Source organism: Pannus brasiliensis CCIBt3594, assembly GCF_036688125.1.
Taxonomy (GTDB): domain Bacteria; phylum Cyanobacteriota; class Cyanobacteriia; order Cyanobacteriales; family Microcystaceae; genus Pannus; species Pannus brasiliensis.
This window is the reverse complement of the sequence record NZ_JBAFSM010000032.1, coordinates 1-19,764: the sequence shown is the minus strand read 5'-3', so window position 1 is coordinate 19,764 and position 19,764 is coordinate 1. Positions and strand designations below refer to the sequence as shown.

The 19,764-nt window shown below is 47.0% G+C and carries 19 protein-coding genes; 4 read left to right on the top strand and 15 right to left on the bottom strand.

What is annotated here, in order from left to right; genetic code table 11:
- Nucleotides 1-115: 115 nt before the first annotated feature.
- The 7 genes from V0288_RS15890 to V0288_RS15860 form a co-directional block, all read right to left on the bottom strand.
- Entirely contained in the window at nucleotides 116-562 is a 447-nt protein-coding gene (locus V0288_RS15890; RefSeq protein ID WP_332866157.1) for a transposase, read from the bottom strand.
- 23 nt (nucleotides 563-585) lie between these two features.
- A complete protein-coding gene (locus V0288_RS15885) occupies nucleotides 586-756 on the bottom strand; it encodes a hypothetical protein (protein WP_332866114.1) in 171 nt (56 codons plus the stop codon).
- Entirely contained in the window at nucleotides 753-1,076 is a 324-nt protein-coding gene (locus V0288_RS15880; RefSeq protein ID WP_332866113.1) for a hypothetical protein, read from the bottom strand. Before V0288_RS15880 ends, V0288_RS15885 begins: the two co-directional genes overlap by 4 nt.
- Before the next feature lie 248 nt (nucleotides 1,077-1,324).
- Nucleotides 1,325-2,218 carry a methylenetetrahydrofolate reductase gene (locus V0288_RS15875; protein WP_332866112.1) on the bottom strand — a complete coding sequence of 298 codons (894 nt, stop codon included), beginning with the start codon at nucleotides 2,216-2,218 and terminating at the stop codon, nucleotides 1,325-1,327.
- A 131-nt stretch (nucleotides 2,219-2,349) separates the two neighbouring features.
- Nucleotides 2,350-3,360, bottom strand: a complete 1,011-nt coding sequence (gene trpS, locus V0288_RS15870) for a tryptophan--tRNA ligase (protein WP_332866111.1) — start codon at nucleotides 3,358-3,360, stop codon at nucleotides 2,350-2,352.
- A gap of 84 nt (nucleotides 3,361-3,444) precedes the next feature.
- Nucleotides 3,445-4,782, bottom strand: a complete 1,338-nt coding sequence (locus tag V0288_RS15865) for a dolichyl-phosphate-mannose--protein mannosyltransferase (protein ID WP_422661994.1) — start codon at nucleotides 4,780-4,782, stop codon at nucleotides 3,445-3,447.
- 11 nt (nucleotides 4,783-4,793) lie between these two features.
- A complete protein-coding gene (locus V0288_RS15860) occupies nucleotides 4,794-5,429 on the bottom strand; it encodes a Uma2 family endonuclease (RefSeq protein WP_332866109.1) in 636 nt (211 codons plus the stop codon).
- A gap of 237 nt (nucleotides 5,430-5,666) precedes the next feature.
- Here V0288_RS15860 and V0288_RS15855 point away from each other — a divergent pair, with 237 nt between their 5' ends.
- The gene (locus tag V0288_RS15855) at nucleotides 5,667-6,608 is read left to right on the top strand and encodes a serine hydrolase (protein WP_332866108.1); all 942 of its coding nucleotides are present in this window, start codon (nucleotides 5,667-5,669) and stop codon (nucleotides 6,606-6,608) included.
- 26 nt (nucleotides 6,609-6,634) lie between these two features.
- On the opposite strand, the gene V0288_RS15850 is transcribed toward V0288_RS15855, so the two are convergent.
- The 7 genes from V0288_RS15850 to V0288_RS15820 form a co-directional block, all read right to left on the bottom strand.
- A complete protein-coding gene (locus tag V0288_RS15850) occupies nucleotides 6,635-7,699 on the bottom strand; it encodes a glycosyltransferase family 4 protein (RefSeq protein ID WP_332866107.1) in 1,065 nt (354 codons plus the stop codon).
- Nucleotides 7,700-7,709: 10 nt separating this feature from the next.
- A complete protein-coding gene (locus V0288_RS15845) occupies nucleotides 7,710-8,846 on the bottom strand; it encodes a glycosyltransferase family 4 protein (protein WP_332866106.1) in 1,137 nt (378 codons plus the stop codon).
- Complete coding sequence (locus V0288_RS15840) at nucleotides 8,827-9,711, bottom strand: glycosyltransferase (protein ID WP_422661992.1); 885 nt, start codon at nucleotides 9,709-9,711, stop codon at nucleotides 8,827-8,829. Before V0288_RS15840 ends, V0288_RS15845 begins: the two co-directional genes overlap by 20 nt.
- 103 nt (nucleotides 9,712-9,814) lie before the next feature.
- The gene (locus tag V0288_RS15835; protein WP_332866104.1) at nucleotides 9,815-11,437 is read right to left on the bottom strand and encodes a hypothetical protein; all 1,623 of its coding nucleotides are present in this window, start codon (nucleotides 11,435-11,437) and stop codon (nucleotides 9,815-9,817) included.
- Nucleotides 11,438-11,765: 328 nt separating this feature from the next.
- Complete coding sequence (locus V0288_RS15830; protein WP_422661993.1) at nucleotides 11,766-13,367, bottom strand: hypothetical protein; 1,602 nt, start codon at nucleotides 13,365-13,367, stop codon at nucleotides 11,766-11,768.
- A gap of 106 nt (nucleotides 13,368-13,473) precedes the next feature.
- Nucleotides 13,474-14,841: an ArnT family glycosyltransferase gene (locus tag V0288_RS15825; protein WP_332866102.1), complete on the bottom strand. Its 1,368-nt coding sequence runs from the start codon at nucleotides 14,839-14,841 to the stop codon at nucleotides 13,474-13,476.
- Between the two features lie 60 nt (nucleotides 14,842-14,901).
- Nucleotides 14,902-15,201: a hypothetical protein gene (locus V0288_RS15820; RefSeq protein ID WP_332866101.1), complete on the bottom strand. Its 300-nt coding sequence runs from the start codon at nucleotides 15,199-15,201 to the stop codon at nucleotides 14,902-14,904.
- Between the two features lie 246 nt (nucleotides 15,202-15,447).
- Here V0288_RS15820 and V0288_RS15815 point away from each other — a divergent pair, with 246 nt between their 5' ends.
- From V0288_RS15815 to V0288_RS15805, 3 genes are all read left to right on the top strand, one after another.
- Nucleotides 15,448-16,887, top strand: a complete 1,440-nt coding sequence (locus tag V0288_RS15815; RefSeq protein ID WP_332866100.1) for a glycosyltransferase family protein — start codon at nucleotides 15,448-15,450, stop codon at nucleotides 16,885-16,887.
- A gap of 26 nt (nucleotides 16,888-16,913) precedes the next feature.
- A complete protein-coding gene (locus tag V0288_RS15810; protein WP_332866099.1) occupies nucleotides 16,914-18,500 on the top strand; it encodes a hypothetical protein in 1,587 nt (528 codons plus the stop codon).
- A 144-nt stretch (nucleotides 18,501-18,644) separates the two neighbouring features.
- Nucleotides 18,645-19,619 carry a class I SAM-dependent methyltransferase gene (locus V0288_RS15805; protein WP_332866098.1) on the top strand — a complete coding sequence of 325 codons (975 nt, stop codon included), beginning with the start codon at nucleotides 18,645-18,647 and terminating at the stop codon, nucleotides 19,617-19,619.
- On the opposite strand, the gene V0288_RS15800 is transcribed toward V0288_RS15805, so the two are convergent.
- Nucleotides 19,583-19,764: hypothetical protein (locus V0288_RS15800; protein ID WP_332866096.1), on the bottom strand; the 182-nt coding region annotated here is incomplete at its 5' end. The two genes, V0288_RS15805 and V0288_RS15800, sit on opposite strands and share 37 nt — an antisense overlap.

Here is a 19,764-nt window from a genome sequence, read left to right as displayed (position 1 = left end):
AGATCCGAATAGAATATCGATACAGCCCTTTGCATAACTAAAAGGTACAATAGCGACCATGAGTAAAATAGCTCTTTAAATATTTTTCGCTAACCAGCAGTAAGGCAAGTTTTAATCATTTTCTTAACGCTCCTTCCGTTTTCGGAGCGAATCTTCGTGCGAAAGATTTTAGCTCCGACCAAAGATGCTCGATCGGGTTAAACTCCAGAGAGTAGAGAGATAAATAGATTACTTTTACTCCAACCTCCCGGAGCGTTTCTTCGACACCCTCGACTTTGCGCGCGCTTAAGGTATCCATGATTAACGCGGCTCCTTTCCATAACTCGGGGATTAATCTCTCTCGGAGAAATTTCTTGAACTCTTCCCCGTTCATGGCTTTGGTTAGGGTCTCGAAAGCGAGAACTCTTTTCAAGCTTATTGCCCCGATAGCGGTCAGATTTTTTCCTCGATATATCGCTTCTAAATCGTATAATCTTTGACCTTTCAATCTTCTACCGTACAATCGTGCCAAACCCACGTCAGTTCCCATTTCATCGAAAAATACTAGGTTTTCCGGGTCGATCTCTCGAACTTTTTCCCAATACTCTACTCGTTGGCACTGATTTTCTTCTGTCCCGCCCGACTCGCTTCTTCTAATTTTTTTTTCACGGAGGGAGTGTAAGTCGGGTCGGCAAAACTTCGGTTTTGTTGGACGCTATTCCCCGTGAAGTTGGAAGCCCACACCGTACCGCGTAGCGGCCGGTGTAGGTAGTTCACGGATGATGATGTTCGTGGGGGGCTTCTGTCGAGGCGGGCTGTACGTTGGAAAAATGACCTTTATTCAAGCTCATCGACACGTTACCGACAGTAAACAAACCCATCGACACCAGACCGGCCGCGAGCGCTCCCATCGCCACCGAACCGATCGAAATCACTCCCATCGGCACGATCCCGATCGAAACCACTCCCATCGGTACGACACCGACCGCGACCACTCCTGTCGGCACGATCCCGAAAGAAAACCACCTAATTTTCGATGAACCGCAACTTTCGGCGGAATTTTTAATAATCTCGTCTTTTTCTACTTTGGATTCCATATCACCCTTACCGATACCGCGAGCCTATCGATCGTATAAGGATGATCGCGTTCCTGTCAAAAGACGGGCGGTAAAAATCGGAGGCAGACCGTGGGGTGGGTTAGCGAAGCGTAACCGACTAAAAAACAAGAGGAATGAGAGTTCTATCTTGTAAAGCGTTTGAATTGCCAGATTTTGAATCGATAACAATCAATTTTGCTAGAATTTTAATCCAATAATAAATTTTGCTAAATACTTGACTTTTTTTGCTAGTCGTGTATAGGTGCGATTCCCGCCGCATCGAGGATTTTCGGGACGAGATCCTCGCGTTTGATGGCCATGATATGGACTCCCTGACAGAGTTGCCGGGCGATCTGGATCTGTTCGGCGGCGATCTGGATGCCTTCCTGTAAGGGATCGGGCGCTTCGGCGAGGCGTTGCACGATCGAGTCGGGAATATAGACCCCCGGCACGTTTTTATTTAAAAACATCGCGTTCTTCGCCGATTTCAACAGGAAAATTCCCGCGAGGATCGGTTTATCGGAGATAGAGGCGACCTGATCCATGAATTTGTGCAGGCGATCGAAATCCGTGACAAGCTGACTCTGGAAAAACTGCGCCCCGGCCTCGATTTTGCGCTCGAAACGACGTTGTAATCCCGACCAACTTTTTAACTGCACGTCCACGGCCGCCCCCGCGAACAGGTCTAGCGCGCCGTCTGGAAGCGATTTCCCGTTAAAATCCGTACCGTTATTCAATTTATCGATTAATTTCAGCAGACGCACCGATTCTAGCTCGAATACCGGTCTCGCGTCCGGGTGATCGCCGGCTTTCACGGGGTCGCCGGTGAGCGCCAGAACATTCCGCAAACCCAGCGCGTGAGCGCCCATAAGATCCGCCTGTAGACCGATGACATTACGATCGCGACAGGCTACCTGATAGACGGGTTCGATGTCGTGTTGGGAGAGAATCACCGAGGCCGCTAAAGAGGACATCCGCACCACCGCGCGACTCCCATCGGTAATATTGACCGCGTGAACCCGATTTTTCAGCCATAGCGCCATTTCTAGCATATGGGAGGGGTTGCCGCCTTTCGGGGGCGTGATCTCGGCCGTGATGAGAAATTCTTGATCTTGAACGGCGCGTCGGAAGCGAGTGGTCATTGTTCTCTCTCGTTTTTAACCATAGATTCTAACGGATCGGGTCAAGAGTCCAGAGGTCAATCTAAAAAAAATCTTAAAACGCGTTCGGCGCGGAAATTTTCCGAACGCGCGCGACGGATTTCAAACGGGATTTATAACGGGGGGAGGAAACCCATCGCGTTTTTCACCCGTTCTAGGGTCCGATTGGCTACCGTTTCGGCTTTGGCGCGACCCTCGCGTAAAACCGACTCTAGATAGCCTTTTTCCTCCCGAATTCGGTGATATTTCTCCTGAATCGGACGCAGGGATTCGATCGCTACTTCCGTCAACATCGGTTTAAACTGTCCCCATCCGAGATCGCGACATTCTTCGGCGACGCTTTCCTTGGTTTTTCCGGACAGGATCGTGTAGAGGGTAAGTAGATTATTGCATTCGGGGCGATCGGGATCGTCGAAGGTTAGGCCCTTGACGGGATCGGTTTTACAGCGTTTGATCTTTTTGGCGATCTCGTCGGGAGTGTCGAGGAGATTGATCCGGCTGAGTTCCGAGGGATCGGATTTGGACATTTTACTGCGGCCGTCGGTTAAACTCATCACCCGCGCGCCTTCTTTGCGGATCATCGGATCGGGCAATTTTAGAACCGGTTCGTCCGGTTGGCCGAAAAGATGGTTAATTCTCACGGCGATGTCGCGGGTTAATTCTAAATGCTGTTTCTGATCTTCTCCCACGGGGACTTTATCCGCGTCATAGAGGAGGATATCCGCGGCCATCAGGACGGGATAATCGAGTAAACCGGTTCCCACGTTCTCCCCCTGTTTGACGGCTTTTTCCTTGAACTGGATCATATCGGTGAGCCAGTTGAGCGGGGTGATACAGTTGAGTAGCCAGGTTAATTCGGTATGCGCTTTGACGTGAGATTGGACGAAAATGGTCGAATATTCTAGATCGATGCCGCAGGCGAGGTATAAAGCGGCGATCGCTAGGGTATCCGAGGCGAGGGTGGCCCGATTGTGGGGAACGGTGATCGCGTGTAAATCGACCACGCAGAAGAAGTTATCGTATTCTTTCTGTCCGTCAACCCAGTTGCGAATCGCGCCTAGATAGTTCCCTAAATGTAAATTTCCCGTCGGTTGAACTCCGGATAGGACTCGTTGTTTACCCATAACTCGATCGAACGCTTTTCTGTACTCATCCAGTGTAGGTGATCGGGGGACGGGAGGAGAGAGAGACGGGGGGGATTTTATTCTTTAAATCCAACTCGGGAAAATCATTCGGCGATGGAAATCATCGCTCGATAGCGGCCATCCTAAATAAACCGGTAGCCAGTAGAAAAAGGCGAGAAGGATGAGAACGATCGATACCCTCGCGGCCATTCGATCGATCGCGCTCGAACTTCGCCAACTCTCGGATAGAACCCACGCGAGCGAGAGAATGGCGAACGAGTAGGAGGCCATGTAATGATAGAAAAAGGTACAGCGGCTAATCTTGAGCCACGGCAGGAGATTGGCGAGATAGTTACCGAGAAAATAGACGGCGAGAAAGGAATTAAAATGATCCCGATATCGCCAAACTCTCGCGAATAGCGATCGAAGAAGGAAGAAAGCGATCGATCCCGTGGACAGTATCAATAAAATCGGGTTTGCCATCGCGTGAACATCGTAAGTGATCCGACTGTTTCCCGCGTAATAATACGCCACGGGTCGCCACATGATCAACCAGCTATACCACGGGGAACAATAGGGGTGAACGTCCGGGGTATTTCCCTTGATTCTCTGGTGAAACGACCAAATTTCCCGGTGTACTTGGATAAAATTATATTGCGGGATCAGGATCAGATGGGGAATCCAGAGAAGGCTATACACGAGCGCGGGGACAAAAACTAAGGCGAGGGGAATATAGACGATATTAATGTTCGCGGTCTTCGTCCAAAGTTCATCGGTAAAGTATCGGGGGAAAAACCGTTTTCCTAGCCGAGCGATCCCGATTAGCAAAAAGATTCCCAATAAAAACCCCAATCCGTTCCATTTAATCGAGGCGGAGAGTCCGAGAAAGACACCCGCTAATAGTAACCAGTTTAGTTTTCGAGTTTTTCGGAGAGAGATGAGAAAAAATAATTGCCCTAATAATCCGAAAAGAATGAGATAAATATTATTGAGCGCGTAACGGGATTCCACGAGAAATAAACCGTCTAAAGCCGCTAGTAAAGAGGCGATGATACAGGTACTTCTTCGCAAGGTTAATTGATAGGCGATCGCCCCGAAAACGAGCGGGATAAAAGACCCGGTGAGCGCGTTCAACCAACGGTAACTCAAGGTCGATCGAGCCGATCCGGTGAGCGTGTTGATCGTGTCGGGAGAAGCGGGAAAATGGGAACCGATCCAGATACCAAAGGCGATTAAATATTGACTTAATGGGGGATGGGATTGAAAGAACTCTTTCCCGATTAAATAGTCATTGGCGTATTTCGCATAATAAACTTCATCGAATACGAGGGTGTTAAATTGACTTAGATCCCAGAATCTCAATAGAACAGAAAAAATAAAGATTCCGATCAGAGATAATTGAAATTTACGATCTGAATTTATTTCGAGGAAATTCATGGTGATTCTTTTCTCTTTAAAACGTGTTGTGAGCGGGAACGGAATTCTTTCAGCGCGAGTAGGGGATTCGTGTGGTTGACGTATGCCGATAGAAGTTCTACATCTAAATCGGGTAAGATAACGCTCTTAGGAACGAGCGCGTATTCTCCATTCTCCTGTAAATAATAAATTTTCAATCTTCCGTTTTCCCAGAACCAAACTTCCGGGACTCCCAAGCCTTTATATATTTCCAGAGCATCGATTCCACCGCTAGTTAAAACGATCTCGATCGCCAGATCGGGAAATTCTTTATCCGTGCCGATACAGAAACACTCATCGGGTTCTTTTCCCGTCGATCGTTCCTCTTTCCGTAAGGTAGTAGAACCTAATGCCCAAAAATTAATTTCCGCCTCTTCTAAATAAACCTCTACTAATCGAGCGATATTTTTTTTGTCCAGTTCATGACGGCGACTCGGTGACATAATCTCTAACACTCCCTCTAAATAGGCGATACGATAGGGGGCATCATCTCCCCAATACGCCAGTAAAGCTTCGTACTGTTGCCAACTTACACCCGAAATCAAGAGCCGTTCTTCCGGATCTTCAGCCTTGAAGACGATTTCCGATAATTCTTTAAACGCGATAGAGGTCATAAAAAATTACTCGATCGAGGGTTTATCGACAATTCTAGCAAAATTCACCACGACGATTAAAAACGGAGATTTCGTAAGCAATTAAAATCCATCAAAGCATCTATAAAGATTAATTTCCCGAAATTTCCCCGTCTCTCCATCTCCCCGCGGACCGCGCCGGTTCTACCGTACAATAGCAAGGGAGACTCGATCGATTCCCCGCGAAACCCCCTCATTCTCACCTCGTTCCCCGACTCCATGACCTTTTTCCGTTTCGACGACCAACTGCAAGCTATCGGTACATCCGTTCTAGACGCGACCTATCAAGCGTTTCCCCAACTCGGCCGCGAACAGATCGCGCTAACCTGGATCGTCTACGATCCGCCGGTCATGGTCAATACCGGGGGCGCGATCTCTCACGAGGAATTCTGGAAACACGCGCCGCGGGGTTTCAACTATCGCGGGAACGATCGAATTTATCCGGCGAGTATCGTCAAATTATTCTATCTGGTCGCGCTCCAGGAATGGCTAGAAAGCGGCATGATTCCCGAAAACGAGGAATTAAACCGCGCCGCGCGCGATATGATCGTCGATTCGAGTAACGACGCGACCGGTTTAGTCGTCGATGTCCTCTCCGGAACCACCAGCGGCCCGGACATTCCCCCGGGCCCCTTCGAGACGTGGAAACAGCAACGCAACATCGTTAACCGCTATTTTAAATCCCTCGGATGGGAAGAACTGGAAGCGATTAACGTCAATCAGAAAACGTGGTGCGATGGACCCTACGGAAGAGAGCGGGCGTTTCTCGGAGAATTACGGGAAAATCGCAATATGTTGACGACGGATGCCGTGGCGCGTCTGATTCACACGATTATCGGCGGGATCGCGGTTTCCTCCCAGCGTTCTCAAGCGATGATGTCCCTGATGAAACGGAGTTTAAACCCGTCGGATTGGACGAGTCAGGGGGACGAAACTCAAGTATCGGGATTTATCGGCGAGGGATTGCCCGCGAGCGCTCAATTATGGTCGAAAGCGGGGTGGACGAGTCAAGTACGCCACGATTCCGCCTATATCGAGATTCCCGATCGCTCCCCGTATCTACTCGTCGTTTTCACCGAGGGGAAAGAGATCAGCCAGGATCGATCGCTGATCCCCTTCATTTCCCGTCAGATCGTCGAGAAAATCGAGACATTACCGTGAATTGGACGGTTAATTTCCTATAAAATCTACAAAAACCGCTGTAAAACCTCGATCACTTCCTCTCCCGCTTTCTCGCGACCAAACTGACTCGCTCGCTGTAAGCCGAGATCCCGGAGGTTCGATCGAACGGCCGAATTGCCCGCGATCTGACGCATCGCCTCGCTAATCTCCGAAACCTTGTAGGGATCTACATAAATCGCCGCTTCTCCCGCCACTTCGGGTAAAGAGGACAGATTCGAGGTGATTACGGGAGTCCCGCAGGCGATCGCTTCCAGTACCGGCAATCCGAAACCCTCCCAGAGAGAGGGATACACTAAAGCTAGAGCTTGATTGAGGAGAATCGGTAACTCTTCGTAGGGGACGTAATCGACAAATTTCACCCGCGGGGAGATTCCTAATTCTTCGGCTTGCTGTTGTAAGGACGGGGTAAAGCGGGGATCGAACTTGCCGACAAGATAAAGTTGATAATCGTCGGGAATCGCCGCGAACGCCTGTAAAAGACGGGAAAGATTCTTGTGAGGGTCGTAACGACCGATATAGAGAAAATACGGTGAAACGGGAAGGTTTAGGGGACGGAAGTTCGCTCGATCGTACCCGCAGTAGACAACCGTAATTTTGTCAAGATAAATTTGAAAAAATTCATGAACATCCCGCGCCGTTGCCTCGGAATTCGCGATAATATGCTCGGCTCGCTGAAGCGCGAGCGGTATATAATAGCGATTATAGAGGGTTAATGGCGATAATTTGGGGAATCGTAGGGGAATTAAATCGTGAACCGTCACCACGGAACGACAATCGCGAAAAATCGGCGCTTCGGGGATTGGCGAGAAAATCAGGGAAGAATTTTGCTCTCGATACAGCCGAGGTAGTTCGGTTTGTGTCCACAGCAGGCGCCGGAGATTTCCCCGCGTTCCGTTTTCCTGGGTAAGATTCGCGGGGGTGGGATGAACTCTCGCGTTTGCCACGGAATTCGAGGTTAATAGCAGGGGATCTAAACTTTGTAGCGACGGGACGAGGTTTTTCGCGTAGGTGGTAAGTCCCGTGTCTTTCGTTCCGAGAAAAGAGAGATTGATGAGTAAGGGAGAATTCATAGACGTTATTTTAGAGGATCGATCGATAGGCTACCAGTGTTTCCCTCGCGGTTTTCTCCCAGGAAAATTCTCGCGCTTGTTGTTTGCCTTTGGCGATGAGATCTTGCCGGTTTTCGGGATCGGAAATTACCTTCCAGATTCCCCCGGCAATGTCTAAACTATCGCGGGGGTTGACGAAAATCGCCGCGTCTCCCGCGACTTCGGGAAGGGAGGAAGTACGAGAGGTAACGACGGGACAACCGAGAGTCATCGCTTCGAGGACGGGTAAACCGAATCCCTCGTAAAAGGAAGGATAGACAAAAACATCGGCTTTTTGATAATAATACGGGATTAGCTCATCTTGAATATAATCGAGATGATGGATACTGTCTCGAAAAGGAGATCGATCGATCTTCTCGAAGACGGGTTCGTATTGCCACCCTTTTTTACCGATCAGCAGTAATCGGTGATCGAGTTTATATTCGTTTTTGAGATAGTCGAAAGCCTCGATGAGATTGACTAAATTCTTCCTCGGTTCCAGGGTACTGACGAAGAGAATATAGGGGGTGTCGAAAGGGAGAACGGGAGAGGCAATCGAATCGGGTAAACTCGAATAGCGACTCGCGAGGTAGGTAACGTGAATCGATTCTTCTTTCACCCCGAAATACTCGATAATATCGCGCTTGGTACTTTCCGAGTTGGCGATGATTAAATCCGTCCATTTTAAACAGCGTTGAATTCGTTCCGTGTAGGTTTTCACGATCGAGGTGACGAATTCCGGGTATTTGATAAAAGTGACATCGTGAACCGTCATCACTTTCCGACTACCGCGACAGGGGAAAACGACGTGATCGAGTCCGTGGAGAATATCGGGGGAATCGAGAAAAGAGTCTAGATAGGAGAGGAAAGGATTCGGGTATCGCGTCAGGAGATCGGTGATACTGACGGGGAAGGGTAGACATTTTACGTCGGGATAACGGGTTAGTTTCTCCGGGGTAGATAGGTTTCTTTTTAGCCAGTTTTTAACCGAGGGTTGGAAAGCGATCGAGAGTTGAAAGTTTTCCGATTCCTGTAAGCGGTACAGTTCCTCGATCAATTGGTAAGCGTACAGGCCGATCCCGCTAGGGTTCGGACGGATCGGGGTTCCATCAACTAAAATTTTTAACATTTTCGGGATCGATCGGGGAACGTAATTTATCGAGAATTCGCGAACTATACATTTTCAATCCTTCCAGTTTTGCCAGCGAGAATTTCGGACGGAATGGAAGAATCAATACAGCCATCAAAATCATCCGAAAGAATCGATAGTAGAGGATTCGGGAATTCGTATGTTTTTCCAAACTGAGAAGGTAACTATAAATATTGTGGGTGAGACGGAGATAACCGTAGCGCAGGGTGATCGACGAGGGTTCGTGAATAATTTTGATCCGATTCGTTACCACGACGAGATGACCTTGATTCGCGTATCTTCTCGATAGATCGAAATCCTCGTAGTAGAGAAAATAATCGTCATCGAAAGCGGGACAGGAGGAGAAACGCGCGAGATTAATCAATAAACTACATCCCGTCACCCAATCGGGAACTCGATAGGGTTTATCCCCGTAATCTAGGGACTCTTCCACCACGTTAATCGTGCCGATTTTCGGGTTGAATTTTCCCCACCCGAACCAGATTTTTCCGTCGGGTTCGTAGATTTCCGTCCCGGCGATCGATACCTCCGGACAATCGGCAAAAAATCGCTCGGCATTGACTACCGAATCGGGGAGTAAATAGGCATCGGGATTAATTAACCAAACGATCGCGGTCGGATCGTTTCGATACACCCACTGTAACCCTAAATTACAGGCTTTTCCGAATCCTAGATTCGCTTTCGACTCGATTAACTTCACTCGATCGCCCTGTAATTGTTGAATTTGTTTGTCTTCGGGCGAATTATTGACAATAATCAAACAGGAGTTTTCTGCCGGCAGTGAAGCGAGTAAACGCTCGATCAACGATGCAGAATTGTAGTTAACTGTCAAGAAGTATCTCATAAAAATTATTGTATTTTTTTCAGAGAACAGAGATTACATTGGTCTTCGCGAGAGCGATGGTGATTATTCGGTGTTATTTCGCTAGATAAGGGAAAGCGATCGCTTACCTCCCGTCTCTCACGAGAGGACAGAGGGAGTATTTCTCGATCGCCGTTATAAACGGTTCGCATCGAGAGCGATCGATCTTCAGATTATGGACGGCCAGATCCGTTTTTTTCGCGCTCTCCTTCTCCCGCGACTCTCGTTCAAAGTTGACCTCTAATAAATACAACGATTTTTCAGGGGTCTTTTTCAGGATCTCGCTCGCTCTTTTGCTCATCAGAGTATGGGGACTCAATCCGAAATTTCCCGTGATACGAACGAAACGAGTGGTAGCGGGAAAGTAGGGGACAACGTAGGCCGTCGGTTCACCTCCCCAGAAAACTATCACGTCATTCTCGTACTTAACTAGGGCTTGTTTATCGATATGAAAATAGTTTTCCGACCAATCGATCCGCCACCAATCTAGAGGTCTGACGGTTACGGCAACGAGGGAAAAGATCGCCACGGTTACTATGAATACCGATTTGCGATGAGGGCAGAGATAAGCGATGATGAGAAAGAATAAAACGGGAGTGATTAACTCTAATACCAGTAGGTAGCGATAGATGGAAAAGTTTTTTACCCAGATCCCGTAAGCGGCGAGATAAAAGGGAAGTAGAAAAAACAAGATCGGTACATGAATAACCTCGTTCGTCGAAGAAGGCGATCGACCGTTAACTTGACGATAAACGAGCGCCCCGATCGTAATACAGATTAAAATATAGGCGATGGCAAAGCGGGTCTCTCTAAACGAAAGCTCGGCCGTTAAAGGTGGTTCGTGCCAGAAATAAAAAGGATAAAATAAAAACTGCCAGATGTCTTTCGGTAAAAAGCGTAAATCTTGAAAATTGAAATCGGTTTCAATATAGGGAGATCGAAATATTTTATTAAAGAAAGGAAAAACGGGATTGGAAAAATTCGACCACATGAGAACGATCCAGTATCCCATCGTCAGAGAAAACCCTGCCATCATCGAGGGAATTATAATCGCTAGATTCCGAATTTTCTCCCGAAAAGAATTCGGCAAGAAGTTAATCGCCACGAGTAGAGAGATACTATAGAGAGCGGTCGTTAATTTTAAGCCCGTCGCCAATCCGAAAATCACTCCCGTTAACATGATTATTTTCGGCGACACCGTACTGGATTGCGAGAGAGAGTAAATAATGAGAAATAGCCCCGCGAGAATGAAAACACTGCTGGTACTGTCCCCGATACTCGTGCCTAACTCCGATAGATAGGCCGCCCCGATAATACTGGTGATAGCGGCGAGAATACTGAGCGTCAATCGATAAATTTCTGAAACTTTATAAAGGGAATGATAGGCGATCAGATGAACGAACCATTGATTGAGTCCGTGAAATCCTCCGAGGAGAAAACCCACGACCACCGGCGGGAATTTGAGATAATAAATCGCGACGAAAAAGGGAGTATCGAGTAAAGGATTAAAGAAGGTTTGAATCTGGGCGGGCAATATATCATAGTTCACGCGCCCGGTCAACAGCATATAGGGGTTATAAAAATGATAGTTCCGTAAATCCCAACTGACATCTTGCCCCAAGATAACGGATAAACTACCCAACCCGATAAAATAAACGATCGCCCAAAATAGGGGATGAGAGAGCGGCCAACGCTTGAGAAATGCCATGATCCGACCCTAGAAACTTGTTAAATTTTCTATCATGTCCCGCGGGAAAACACAAGAACCTTCTCGCGGACGAGATATCGGGAAAGGGAATCGAGCGATCGAAGTGCTCCTCGATCGACTACCGACGATAAGCCCGCTCGATCGTTCCGAGAAAATCGACCGCGGGCTAACTTTCAACGCGTCGCTCCCGTCTCAAAGCGAATAACCCGCGAGTCGGGTCAAAATTTTTCCCGAGCTAGGTTTTCGGTAAATTTTTTTCAAACGGGCGATCGCTAAGACTTTGGTTCGATGAAAAAGGCTGGAATTGTCCGGAAGTATCTCGTAAAAATTATTGTGTTTTTTTCAGCGAGCAGATATTAAACTTGTCGATTTTTGTCGGGAACGGTCGGCAGTTCGCGAGATCGATCGCTAGGTTTTCCTTGGCGAGATCTTCATGAATGTCGGGAGCTTTTTTATTAAAATCGGTCTGAAGGATATACAGAGAATTTTCCGGGGTGTTCCCGATAAAAGTTCTCGCGTTTTTTCTCATCAAAGTTCCCTCGCTCACTCCCGTATTTCCCTTGAGTCGGACGAAACGAGCGGACGCGGGAAAGTGAGGAACGATATAAGATGTCGGTTCATCCCCCCAGAGAATGATCGTGGAATTTTCATACCCTTGTAATGCCTGACGATCGATGTCAAAATAATTAAGCGACCACCCCGATCGCCACCAATCCATCGGTTTAACCGTAACCAGAATTAATGCGAATAGAGCGACAGTCACGATGAGCGCGGGTTGCCGACGCGGGTATAGATACGCGACGCATAAAAGGATGAGAACTGGAGTGAGCAGTTCTACAACCATTAGATAGCGATAGATGCCGAATTGAGCCATCCAGAGGAGATAAGCGGTAACTGAAAAGGGTAGTAAAAATTGGAGAACCGGAACGCGAACGAGATCGTTATCCGTCGGTCGCTTGGTGATGTACCGATAGAGCATCACCCCGATAACGATAACGCTCAACAGATAGGCGATCGCTAATCGGCTATCCTGAAAGGGAACCTCGGAAACTAACGTCTGTCTCCGCACGAAATAGAGAGGATAAAAGAGCCACTGCCAGAGGTCTTTCGGAAGATATTTAATCCCGCTAAAACTATAATCCGTTTCAATATAAGGCGATTTAAAAAATTTATTATAAAACGGAAAAAGTGGACTGGCGAATTGTGTCCACATCAAGAAAATCCAATAACCCGCGGTCACGCTCACCCCGATCGCCATCGCGGGAATTACCAGGATTAGGTTTCGGAATTTATCTTTCCAAGAGTTCGGGAGGAACATCATCGCCACCAGTAGGCTAATACTATACAGCGCGTTCGTGAGTTTAAATCCCGCTCCTAATCCTAGTAATAATCCGGCGAGCATTACGGTTCGCTCGGGAATTCGTCCCTCTCGCGATAGTCGATCGACGATCAAAAATAATCCCGCTAGAATGAATACACTGGTCGTATTATCGCCGATACTGGTTCCTAGTTCCGAGAGATAAGCGGCACCGAAAACGCTCGTGATAGCCGCCAGTACACTTAAATTTATCTTAACGTTTTCCGAGAGTTTTCCCAGCGATCGATAGGTTAAAAGATGGACGAACAACTGATTTAATCCGTGAAATCCTCCTAGTAAGAAACCCACGGCGATCGGCGGAAGTTTTAGATAGTAAATCGCCACAAAAAAAGGCACATCAAGGAGGGGATTGAAAAACGTTTGAATCTGCGCGGGTAGGATATCGTATTTAAATCGTCCCGTCAACAGCATATAGGGATTATAAAAATGGTAGTTTCGGAGATCCCAACTCACATCCTGTCCTAAGATGATCGAAAGAATTCCTAACCCGATAAAATAAAAGATCGCCCAGAAGAAAGGATTCTCGATCGGTATTCGTTTGTATAGCTTCATCATACATTTATCTAGGGGAAACCGTTAATTTTCAGAGGTTCGATTTCGACGATCGATTAGCATCCGAATCCGCGCGCCGTTGTTTATCTCGCCGAAGCGAAGCGAACTACATCGGCTTGTAAGTAAGGATAAGATTCACGTTACCCGCCAACAAACCCGCGAAAACGAGGATCGGCATGACTCGGGAGAAGTTCGTTAAAAACTTAATTTTTCGAGCGGTTAAATCATTGAAGAAAAATCCTCCTAAAAGAATCGAGGTTCCTAGAATAAAGTATGGTTTCCCGTAAGGAGAGCTAAAAATCCAATCCTTAAGATTGAGATTAATCGACCAGACAACTAAAAATACAAAAATCGTGCAAGCGGCAATAAAATCGGGATCTTCACGAAACCTATCGAAAAAGATCGCTAGAACGAGAAAAAGAAAAGGATAGTAAGGAATCGTGTACCAAGCGTAATAGTGGCTTTGCGCTCCCGAAAAAATGAGTAACACCGTGTAAATAAGTATCGGAAAAAGAAGGATCTGTAGAAAGAACGGTTTTAACGGCGATCGCGCGACGAGTAATAGGGTTAACCAGCTAAAAATTAACCAACCGTCCTCGAAAAATACGGTCGGTAAAACGAGATTTTTTAACATGGCGAAATCGGTAAATCGATTTTTATGCTCTTGTAGGGTTGTCAGAAACCATTGAAAATCGTATATCCAACCGTATAGGTAATAGAGAGCGAAAGAAGCGATCGCCCCACCCACCGCGAACAAACTTTCTTTCCATTTATGCTGGAATAGTAACCAGGCGACGAGGGAAGCGATGATATAGATCCCGGTTACTTTCGCTAGAATCGCCATACCAGCCAGGACGATCGCTATATATAAATATTTAGTTCGATCGCTTTCCCGATAGTGAAGGAATAACAGGACGACCGCTAAACTAATACAGGCTAAAAAATTCTCGCTAACCGTTAAACGAGAGAGGAAAACCGTATTCGGGTTCGTGGCGAAAATTAGCGAGGCGATCGAGGCGGTTCCCGCGTTCGTCAACCGTAACGCCACGAGATAGAGCAGGAAAATCGAGAGCGTACCGAAAAAGAGGGAAGGGATACGGATCACCGATAGGGTACAATCGAAAAATTCTCTCGCCCCCCCTAAAATCGCCGTCATTCCCACGATCAATCCGAACAAGGGGGGATGATCGAACCAAGGGGTGACCAAACGATAACGAACCGCGGTCTTCTCCCAAACCGTGACGATAAAATCGTCGGTGGGACTGAGAAAAGACCAACTGGTAGGAACGCCTTCTTGAATCAAGCTCATGCCACTCCAGGCGAAGGCGAATTCATCCTGCGTCCAGTTATAGGGAGGCAGGGAATCATAGTGATAGAACCGTAAGAGAAAACCGATCAAAGTAATAACGATACCGAACCCGATTTTTCGATCGAATCTCGATAAAATTTTTAACGGGATATTTTTTTCTATCATTTACGCTTATTGTAAAAACAGTATCCGATCGGGATTTATTCTAACGAGCGTTTCCCGGTATTAGAATGGATTTTCAGACATTACCTCCCGTTGACCCGCGAGAAAATCGTCGATCGGACCGTGACTATTCTTTCGGTTGTACCATACATCGCGCCCGAAAGTAGGAATCTCCTTCCCTAGAGGTTCATTCGCTATTTCGGGACGGATCGCTTCTTTCCGGGCGAGATCGATCGACTTTTTCCCCTCCTGAAAAACCGCATAGTCCGGCTCGGGCGATCGGCTCCGTTCGATGAGACCCGATCGAACCGCGAGAGTTCCCGCGTCCTGTCGATCGATAGCGAAAACCGAAAAGATTGACACCAACCTCTTAAATATGCTAGAACACAGTTTAATTTATCCGGGGGTACGAATATAAATTTATCTTATAAACACATATATCTAAGATTAGCCCCGCGGATTCATTCCGAGGAGAACCGGATTCATTGTCGTTAGAAAATCCCGATTTCTCGGAAAATTGACTCTATATTAAACCTTAATTGCAAAATTACCCCTAATATGACCCGCCTGTTAACGCTTCCTCGCGCCTGCTTGGCTTTTCTATTGGTTGTGGCTCTATCATTACGCCTGTTCGCCGCTTTCTCCTATCCGAACATTTTCTGGCCGGATGAAATCTTTCAAACCTTGGAACAGGGACATAGACTAGCTTTCGGTAACGGGATGATTCCCTGGGATTTTCGAGACGGTATCCGTTCTTGGTTATTTCCGGGGATTCTCGGCGGGATTATGAAAGTAACCTCGTTTTTTTCCGATGGATCGAGCGGTTATCTCGCGGGAGTGACCGTTTTTCTCTGTTTATTATCGTTAATTCCTGTCTGGATCGGCTTCTCGATCGGCTATGCAACGAGCGGTTTAGCGAGCGCTATCATAACGGGCGGTGTTTGCGCGATCTGGTTTGAATTAATCTATTTCGCGCCCAAAGCTTTCACCGAAGTGATCGCCGCTTATTCCCTGCTGGTGGCGATTTATTTCGGATGCTACGGGCCGTCCCATCCCTCGCGCGGCCGCCTGTATTGGACGGGTTTTCTCTACGGATTCACGGCCTATCTCCGATTTCATTTATTACCCGCGATTTTCCTGGCGATCGTCTATCAGTTTAGAAAAAGAAATTTTAAAGAGTTACCCCCCGTAATTCTCGGCTTTATCGGCCCGGTTTTACTCGGGGGAATCTTAGACACGTTTACCTTGTCTTCCCCCTTCCAATCCATCTGGAAACTGATCTGGATTAATCTTTTCGCGGGAAAATTTAATAGCTTTGGCGTATCTCCCTGGCATCAATATTTCGCGTGGTTAGCGATGAATTGGTCGTGGTGGATCGTTCCCGTAGTCGTATTCTGCGCGCTCGGCGCCCGCCGCCATTGGATTCTAGCCGCTCTCGCCCTCGTTATTATCGTCTCTCACAGCTTTTTAGGCCACAAAGAATATCGGTACATCTTTCCCGCGTTGCCGCTCATCCTAATTTTAGCCGGCTTGGGAACCGCGGATCTCGTGTCGCGGATCTCGTTGACGCGGCGTTTTACCAGGGGGAAAAGTATTTCGATCGTGAGCGGTTTGCTCGTTTGGATGCTTCTATCCTGGATGCTCTCCGGCCGTTTTTATACCGATCGAGCTTTTAGCTTCGATCCACCCTGGCAGAAACTCGGCTTCACTCACTGGCAAACGCACGGCGGACAATTACAAGCCTATCAGTATTTAAGTACCGAGAAAGACCTGTGTGGCGTGGGAGTAAGAGGGATCGCCTGGCAATATACCGGGGGATACGCTCACTTACATCAAGATGTCCCGATTTATTTCGTGAAAGATGACCGGGAAATCGGGGAACTAAAATCGCACTTTAATTATCTAGTCTTTAATCAAGAAACCCCGGATCTAGAAGGGTATCGGCTCGAAAAGTGTTTCGGGGGCGCTTGCGTGTACAAACGCCCGTCTCCCTGTACGGTTAACCCCGATTATCATATCAATAAATACTTACAAGAAAAAGGTGAATAAAACTATCTTTCTTATCACGATCGATCATGAAAAAAGTTACGTTATTCCCTCTACTCTTCGCGATCGCTCTCTCGGGATACCTACTTTTGGTAATGACCGTTAACCTCTCCTCCTTCCCCGGATTACACGCGGATGAAGCTTGGGTCGGTTTGAACGCTAACAGCATTATTTATAACGGAACTCGCACGATTCACGGGGTAAATACTTATACTAGCTCTTTCTATAGTTGGTTAGTCTCTCTCGGATTTCGAGGGGCAGGAGTTCATCTTTTTACCTTACGCTTCGTCGGGGTTTTTTTGAATTTTTTAGGTTTTTTAATTGTTCTCGGGAGTTTCTATAAATATATCGACAAAAAATCGATTTTTATCTATTTAGCCTTGCTGATTTCTGGTTCTTCTCTTTTACTTTTCCCCCGGATCGCTTGGGAAGTCTGCGCCTTACAAGGATTTTTTCTATCGATAAAATTTTCAATATTACTGAAGCATTTAAAAGGTTACAGGCTCGAATTTATCGATGTATTCTTGTTTTTAACGATCACATCGATCGGGACAATCAATCATTTCATTTTTATTTTTGAATCTCTGGGATTAGCGTTAGCCGCACTGCTTCTCCACCTTCGCTATTGTAACAAAAACACGATCGAGCTTTTATACTTATCCGTTTTATCGTCAGGATGGGTGGCGATAATTTACCTGGTAAAGCCCTCGATCGCTGATGAATTTTTTCAAGAGTATCGATACGCTTTATTAATAACTACCCTTGTAATCCTCGTGACGATCGACCTGTTTTTCCTAAAGACAAGATTTCAAATCGTTCACGGGCTAGATAGTATAAACTCTAAGTATTTGAAACTATTGTACGGGATCGCTTGCCTTTTCTCTCTCGGCGTTCTAGGGTTTCTCGGGGGAAAATTTTTCGCCGGGCATTCCTGGAGCTTTTTCGGAACGATTTCGGGAATAGTAGTCATCGAGAGATTATCTTCTTATCTATTAACCGCGGTCGAGTCACGCTGGTTAGAAATAGTGTGGGGAGGGCTTATCGCTATTTTTATCATCCGAGGATTTCAAAAATTAGCGAACAAACTCGATGCCGACAAATTACAGATGGACGTATTTTGTTACCTGTACACTCTATCCTGCTTATTGTTTATTTCCCTATCCCCCGGAAACTCCGATCGCTATTACATTATCCCCATTTACCTTTTCGTCGCGTCCTTTCCTCTCGTGGTGAGAAACCACCGAGTTAATTCTCGCTCTCGTTATTGCTGGGGAGCGCTCATCCTTTGGTTAGGGTTGACTCTGAGCGTCGAACAGTCTTTACTATGGAGAAATATTTTATCGACGGATAATAGACCTCCCGTACTGGTGACGTATCACAACTATCGGGATTATTCCTCTCATTTTCTAAAACACCATGAGCTTTTACAATTTTTACGAAAGAGAAAGATCTGCCATATCGATCGAAACACGTCTTATTTTATTTATTTCCCCCTAGACTTTCATTTTCTAACCGATAGATTTCCTTGCGATCCCGCCCCGACCGTCCGGATCGAACACTGTCCGCATTGTTGGGGCGAACCGAAATACTTTAAAGTTATCAAATCGCCAGGATAAGCGAAGGAATTACCAGCCTAAATTCTTTCGATTTCTTGACGTTCGATCGACCGAGCGGTATAATAAAATCCGAACGGGAGATCCGAATTAAAAAATCGTTTCTTTCCTAAATTTACTCTTATTGCTATCAAATAGTATCGATCGATGAACCTAAGAAAGTATGTTAAATTCTGGAAATATCCCCGGCTAGTGCGCGAGCGGGAGATCCTGATCGAGGAACGCGATTCCCTAAAAGACTACGTGGCGAGCTTGAAACACGAGAAAGAACAGCTAATTCAAGAGCGAGGCGCGATTCACGAGAAATTAGAGAGTCTTTCGTCACAATATCCCGAACTGAAAGAGGTGGGACCGCGAATGCTCGATATTAGTTCGATGAAATCCCGAGCGCGGGAATTTCGATCGAAGCTCGACGATCTTCGCGAACAACTCGCACCCGCCGATTTCGAGTGGTATCGATATAACACCTTAACCGCATTCGATATTCTCGAACTTTTATTACACGGTAAAAATCGTTTTCCGCTCGATCTGATCGACGGGAAACCCGTCCTCGATATCGGTTGCGCCGACGGGGATATGGCGTTTTTCCTCGAATCCCTCGGGTGTAACGTCCGGGCGATCGACTTCCCGCCCACGAACCTGAATTTTATGCGGGGAATCCGACTCCTAAAAGAATCCCTATCCTCTTCCGTGGAAATCGAGGAAATGGATCTCGACTCTCAATTCGTCCTCCCCGAAAAAAAATACGGACTGATCATTTTTTTGGGTATTTTATATCACCTGAAAAATCCCTATTACGTCCTCGAAACCCTAGCGAAATCCACCCGATACTGCTTGATCAGTACCCGAGTGACCAAGTTTAGCGCGCGAGAAAATCGCCCCGATCGGGTCGATCTTTCCCCGCTTCCCGTGGCGTATTTACTCGACCCTCTAGAGGCGAATAACGACTCGACAAATTACTGGATCTTTTCCAACACGGGACTACAGCGAATTCTCCGGCGAACCGGCTGGGAGATCTGCGATTACATCACGGTAGGGAATACGGAAAATTCCGATCCCGCCAGTCAGGAAGGCGACGAAAGAGCCTACTGTTTGGTCAGAAGTCTTTGGAGTCTTTCCTGACCGGAAACCAGCGGGTTACAAGCCAGACGAGAGGGAAAAATTTTGGGGTGGGAAGATAGGGAGATGGGGAGATCGTAATGGTATTTTTCCCTCCTGACTCCTGACTCCTGACTCCTGCCTCCTGACTCCTGACTCCTGACTCCTG

Bases quoted from the DNA above. Each gene is read 5' to 3' on its own strand.
- V0288_RS15805 (WP_332866098.1), top strand. From the start codon at position 18,645: ATGAACCTAAGAAAGTATGTTAAATTCTGGAAATATCCCCGGCTAGTG.
- V0288_RS15830 (WP_422661993.1), bottom strand. From the start codon at position 13,367: ATGAAGCTATACAAACGAATACCGATCGAGAATCCTTTCTTCTGGGCG.
- V0288_RS15840 (WP_422661992.1), bottom strand. From the start codon at position 9,711: ATGAGATACTTCTTGACAGTTAACTACAATTCTGCATCGTTGATCGAG.
- V0288_RS15850 (WP_332866107.1), bottom strand. From the start codon at position 7,699: ATGAATTCTCCCTTACTCATCAATCTCTCTTTTCTCGGAACGAAAGAC.
- V0288_RS15825 (WP_332866102.1), bottom strand. From the start codon at position 14,841: ATGATAGAAAAAAATATCCCGTTAAAAATTTTATCGAGATTCGATCGA.
- V0288_RS15860 (WP_332866109.1), bottom strand. From the start codon at position 5,429: ATGACCTCTATCGCGTTTAAAGAATTATCGGAAATCGTCTTCAAGGCT.
- V0288_RS15875 (WP_332866112.1), bottom strand. From the start codon at position 2,218: ATGACCACTCGCTTCCGACGCGCCGTTCAAGATCAAGAATTTCTCATC.
- V0288_RS15855 (WP_332866108.1), top strand. From the start codon at position 5,667: ATGACCTTTTTCCGTTTCGACGACCAACTGCAAGCTATCGGTACATCC.
- V0288_RS15835 (WP_332866104.1), bottom strand. From the start codon at position 11,437: ATGGCATTTCTCAAGCGTTGGCCGCTCTCTCATCCCCTATTTTGGGCG.
- V0288_RS15880 (WP_332866113.1), bottom strand. From the start codon at position 1,076: ATGGAATCCAAAGTAGAAAAAGACGAGATTATTAAAAATTCCGCCGAA.
- V0288_RS15810 (WP_332866099.1), top strand. From the start codon at position 16,914: ATGAAAAAAGTTACGTTATTCCCTCTACTCTTCGCGATCGCTCTCTCG.
- V0288_RS15845 (WP_332866106.1), bottom strand. From the start codon at position 8,846: ATGTTAAAAATTTTAGTTGATGGAACCCCGATCCGTCCGAACCCTAGC.
- trpS (WP_332866111.1), bottom strand. From the start codon at position 3,360: ATGGGTAAACAACGAGTCCTATCCGGAGTTCAACCGACGGGAAATTTA.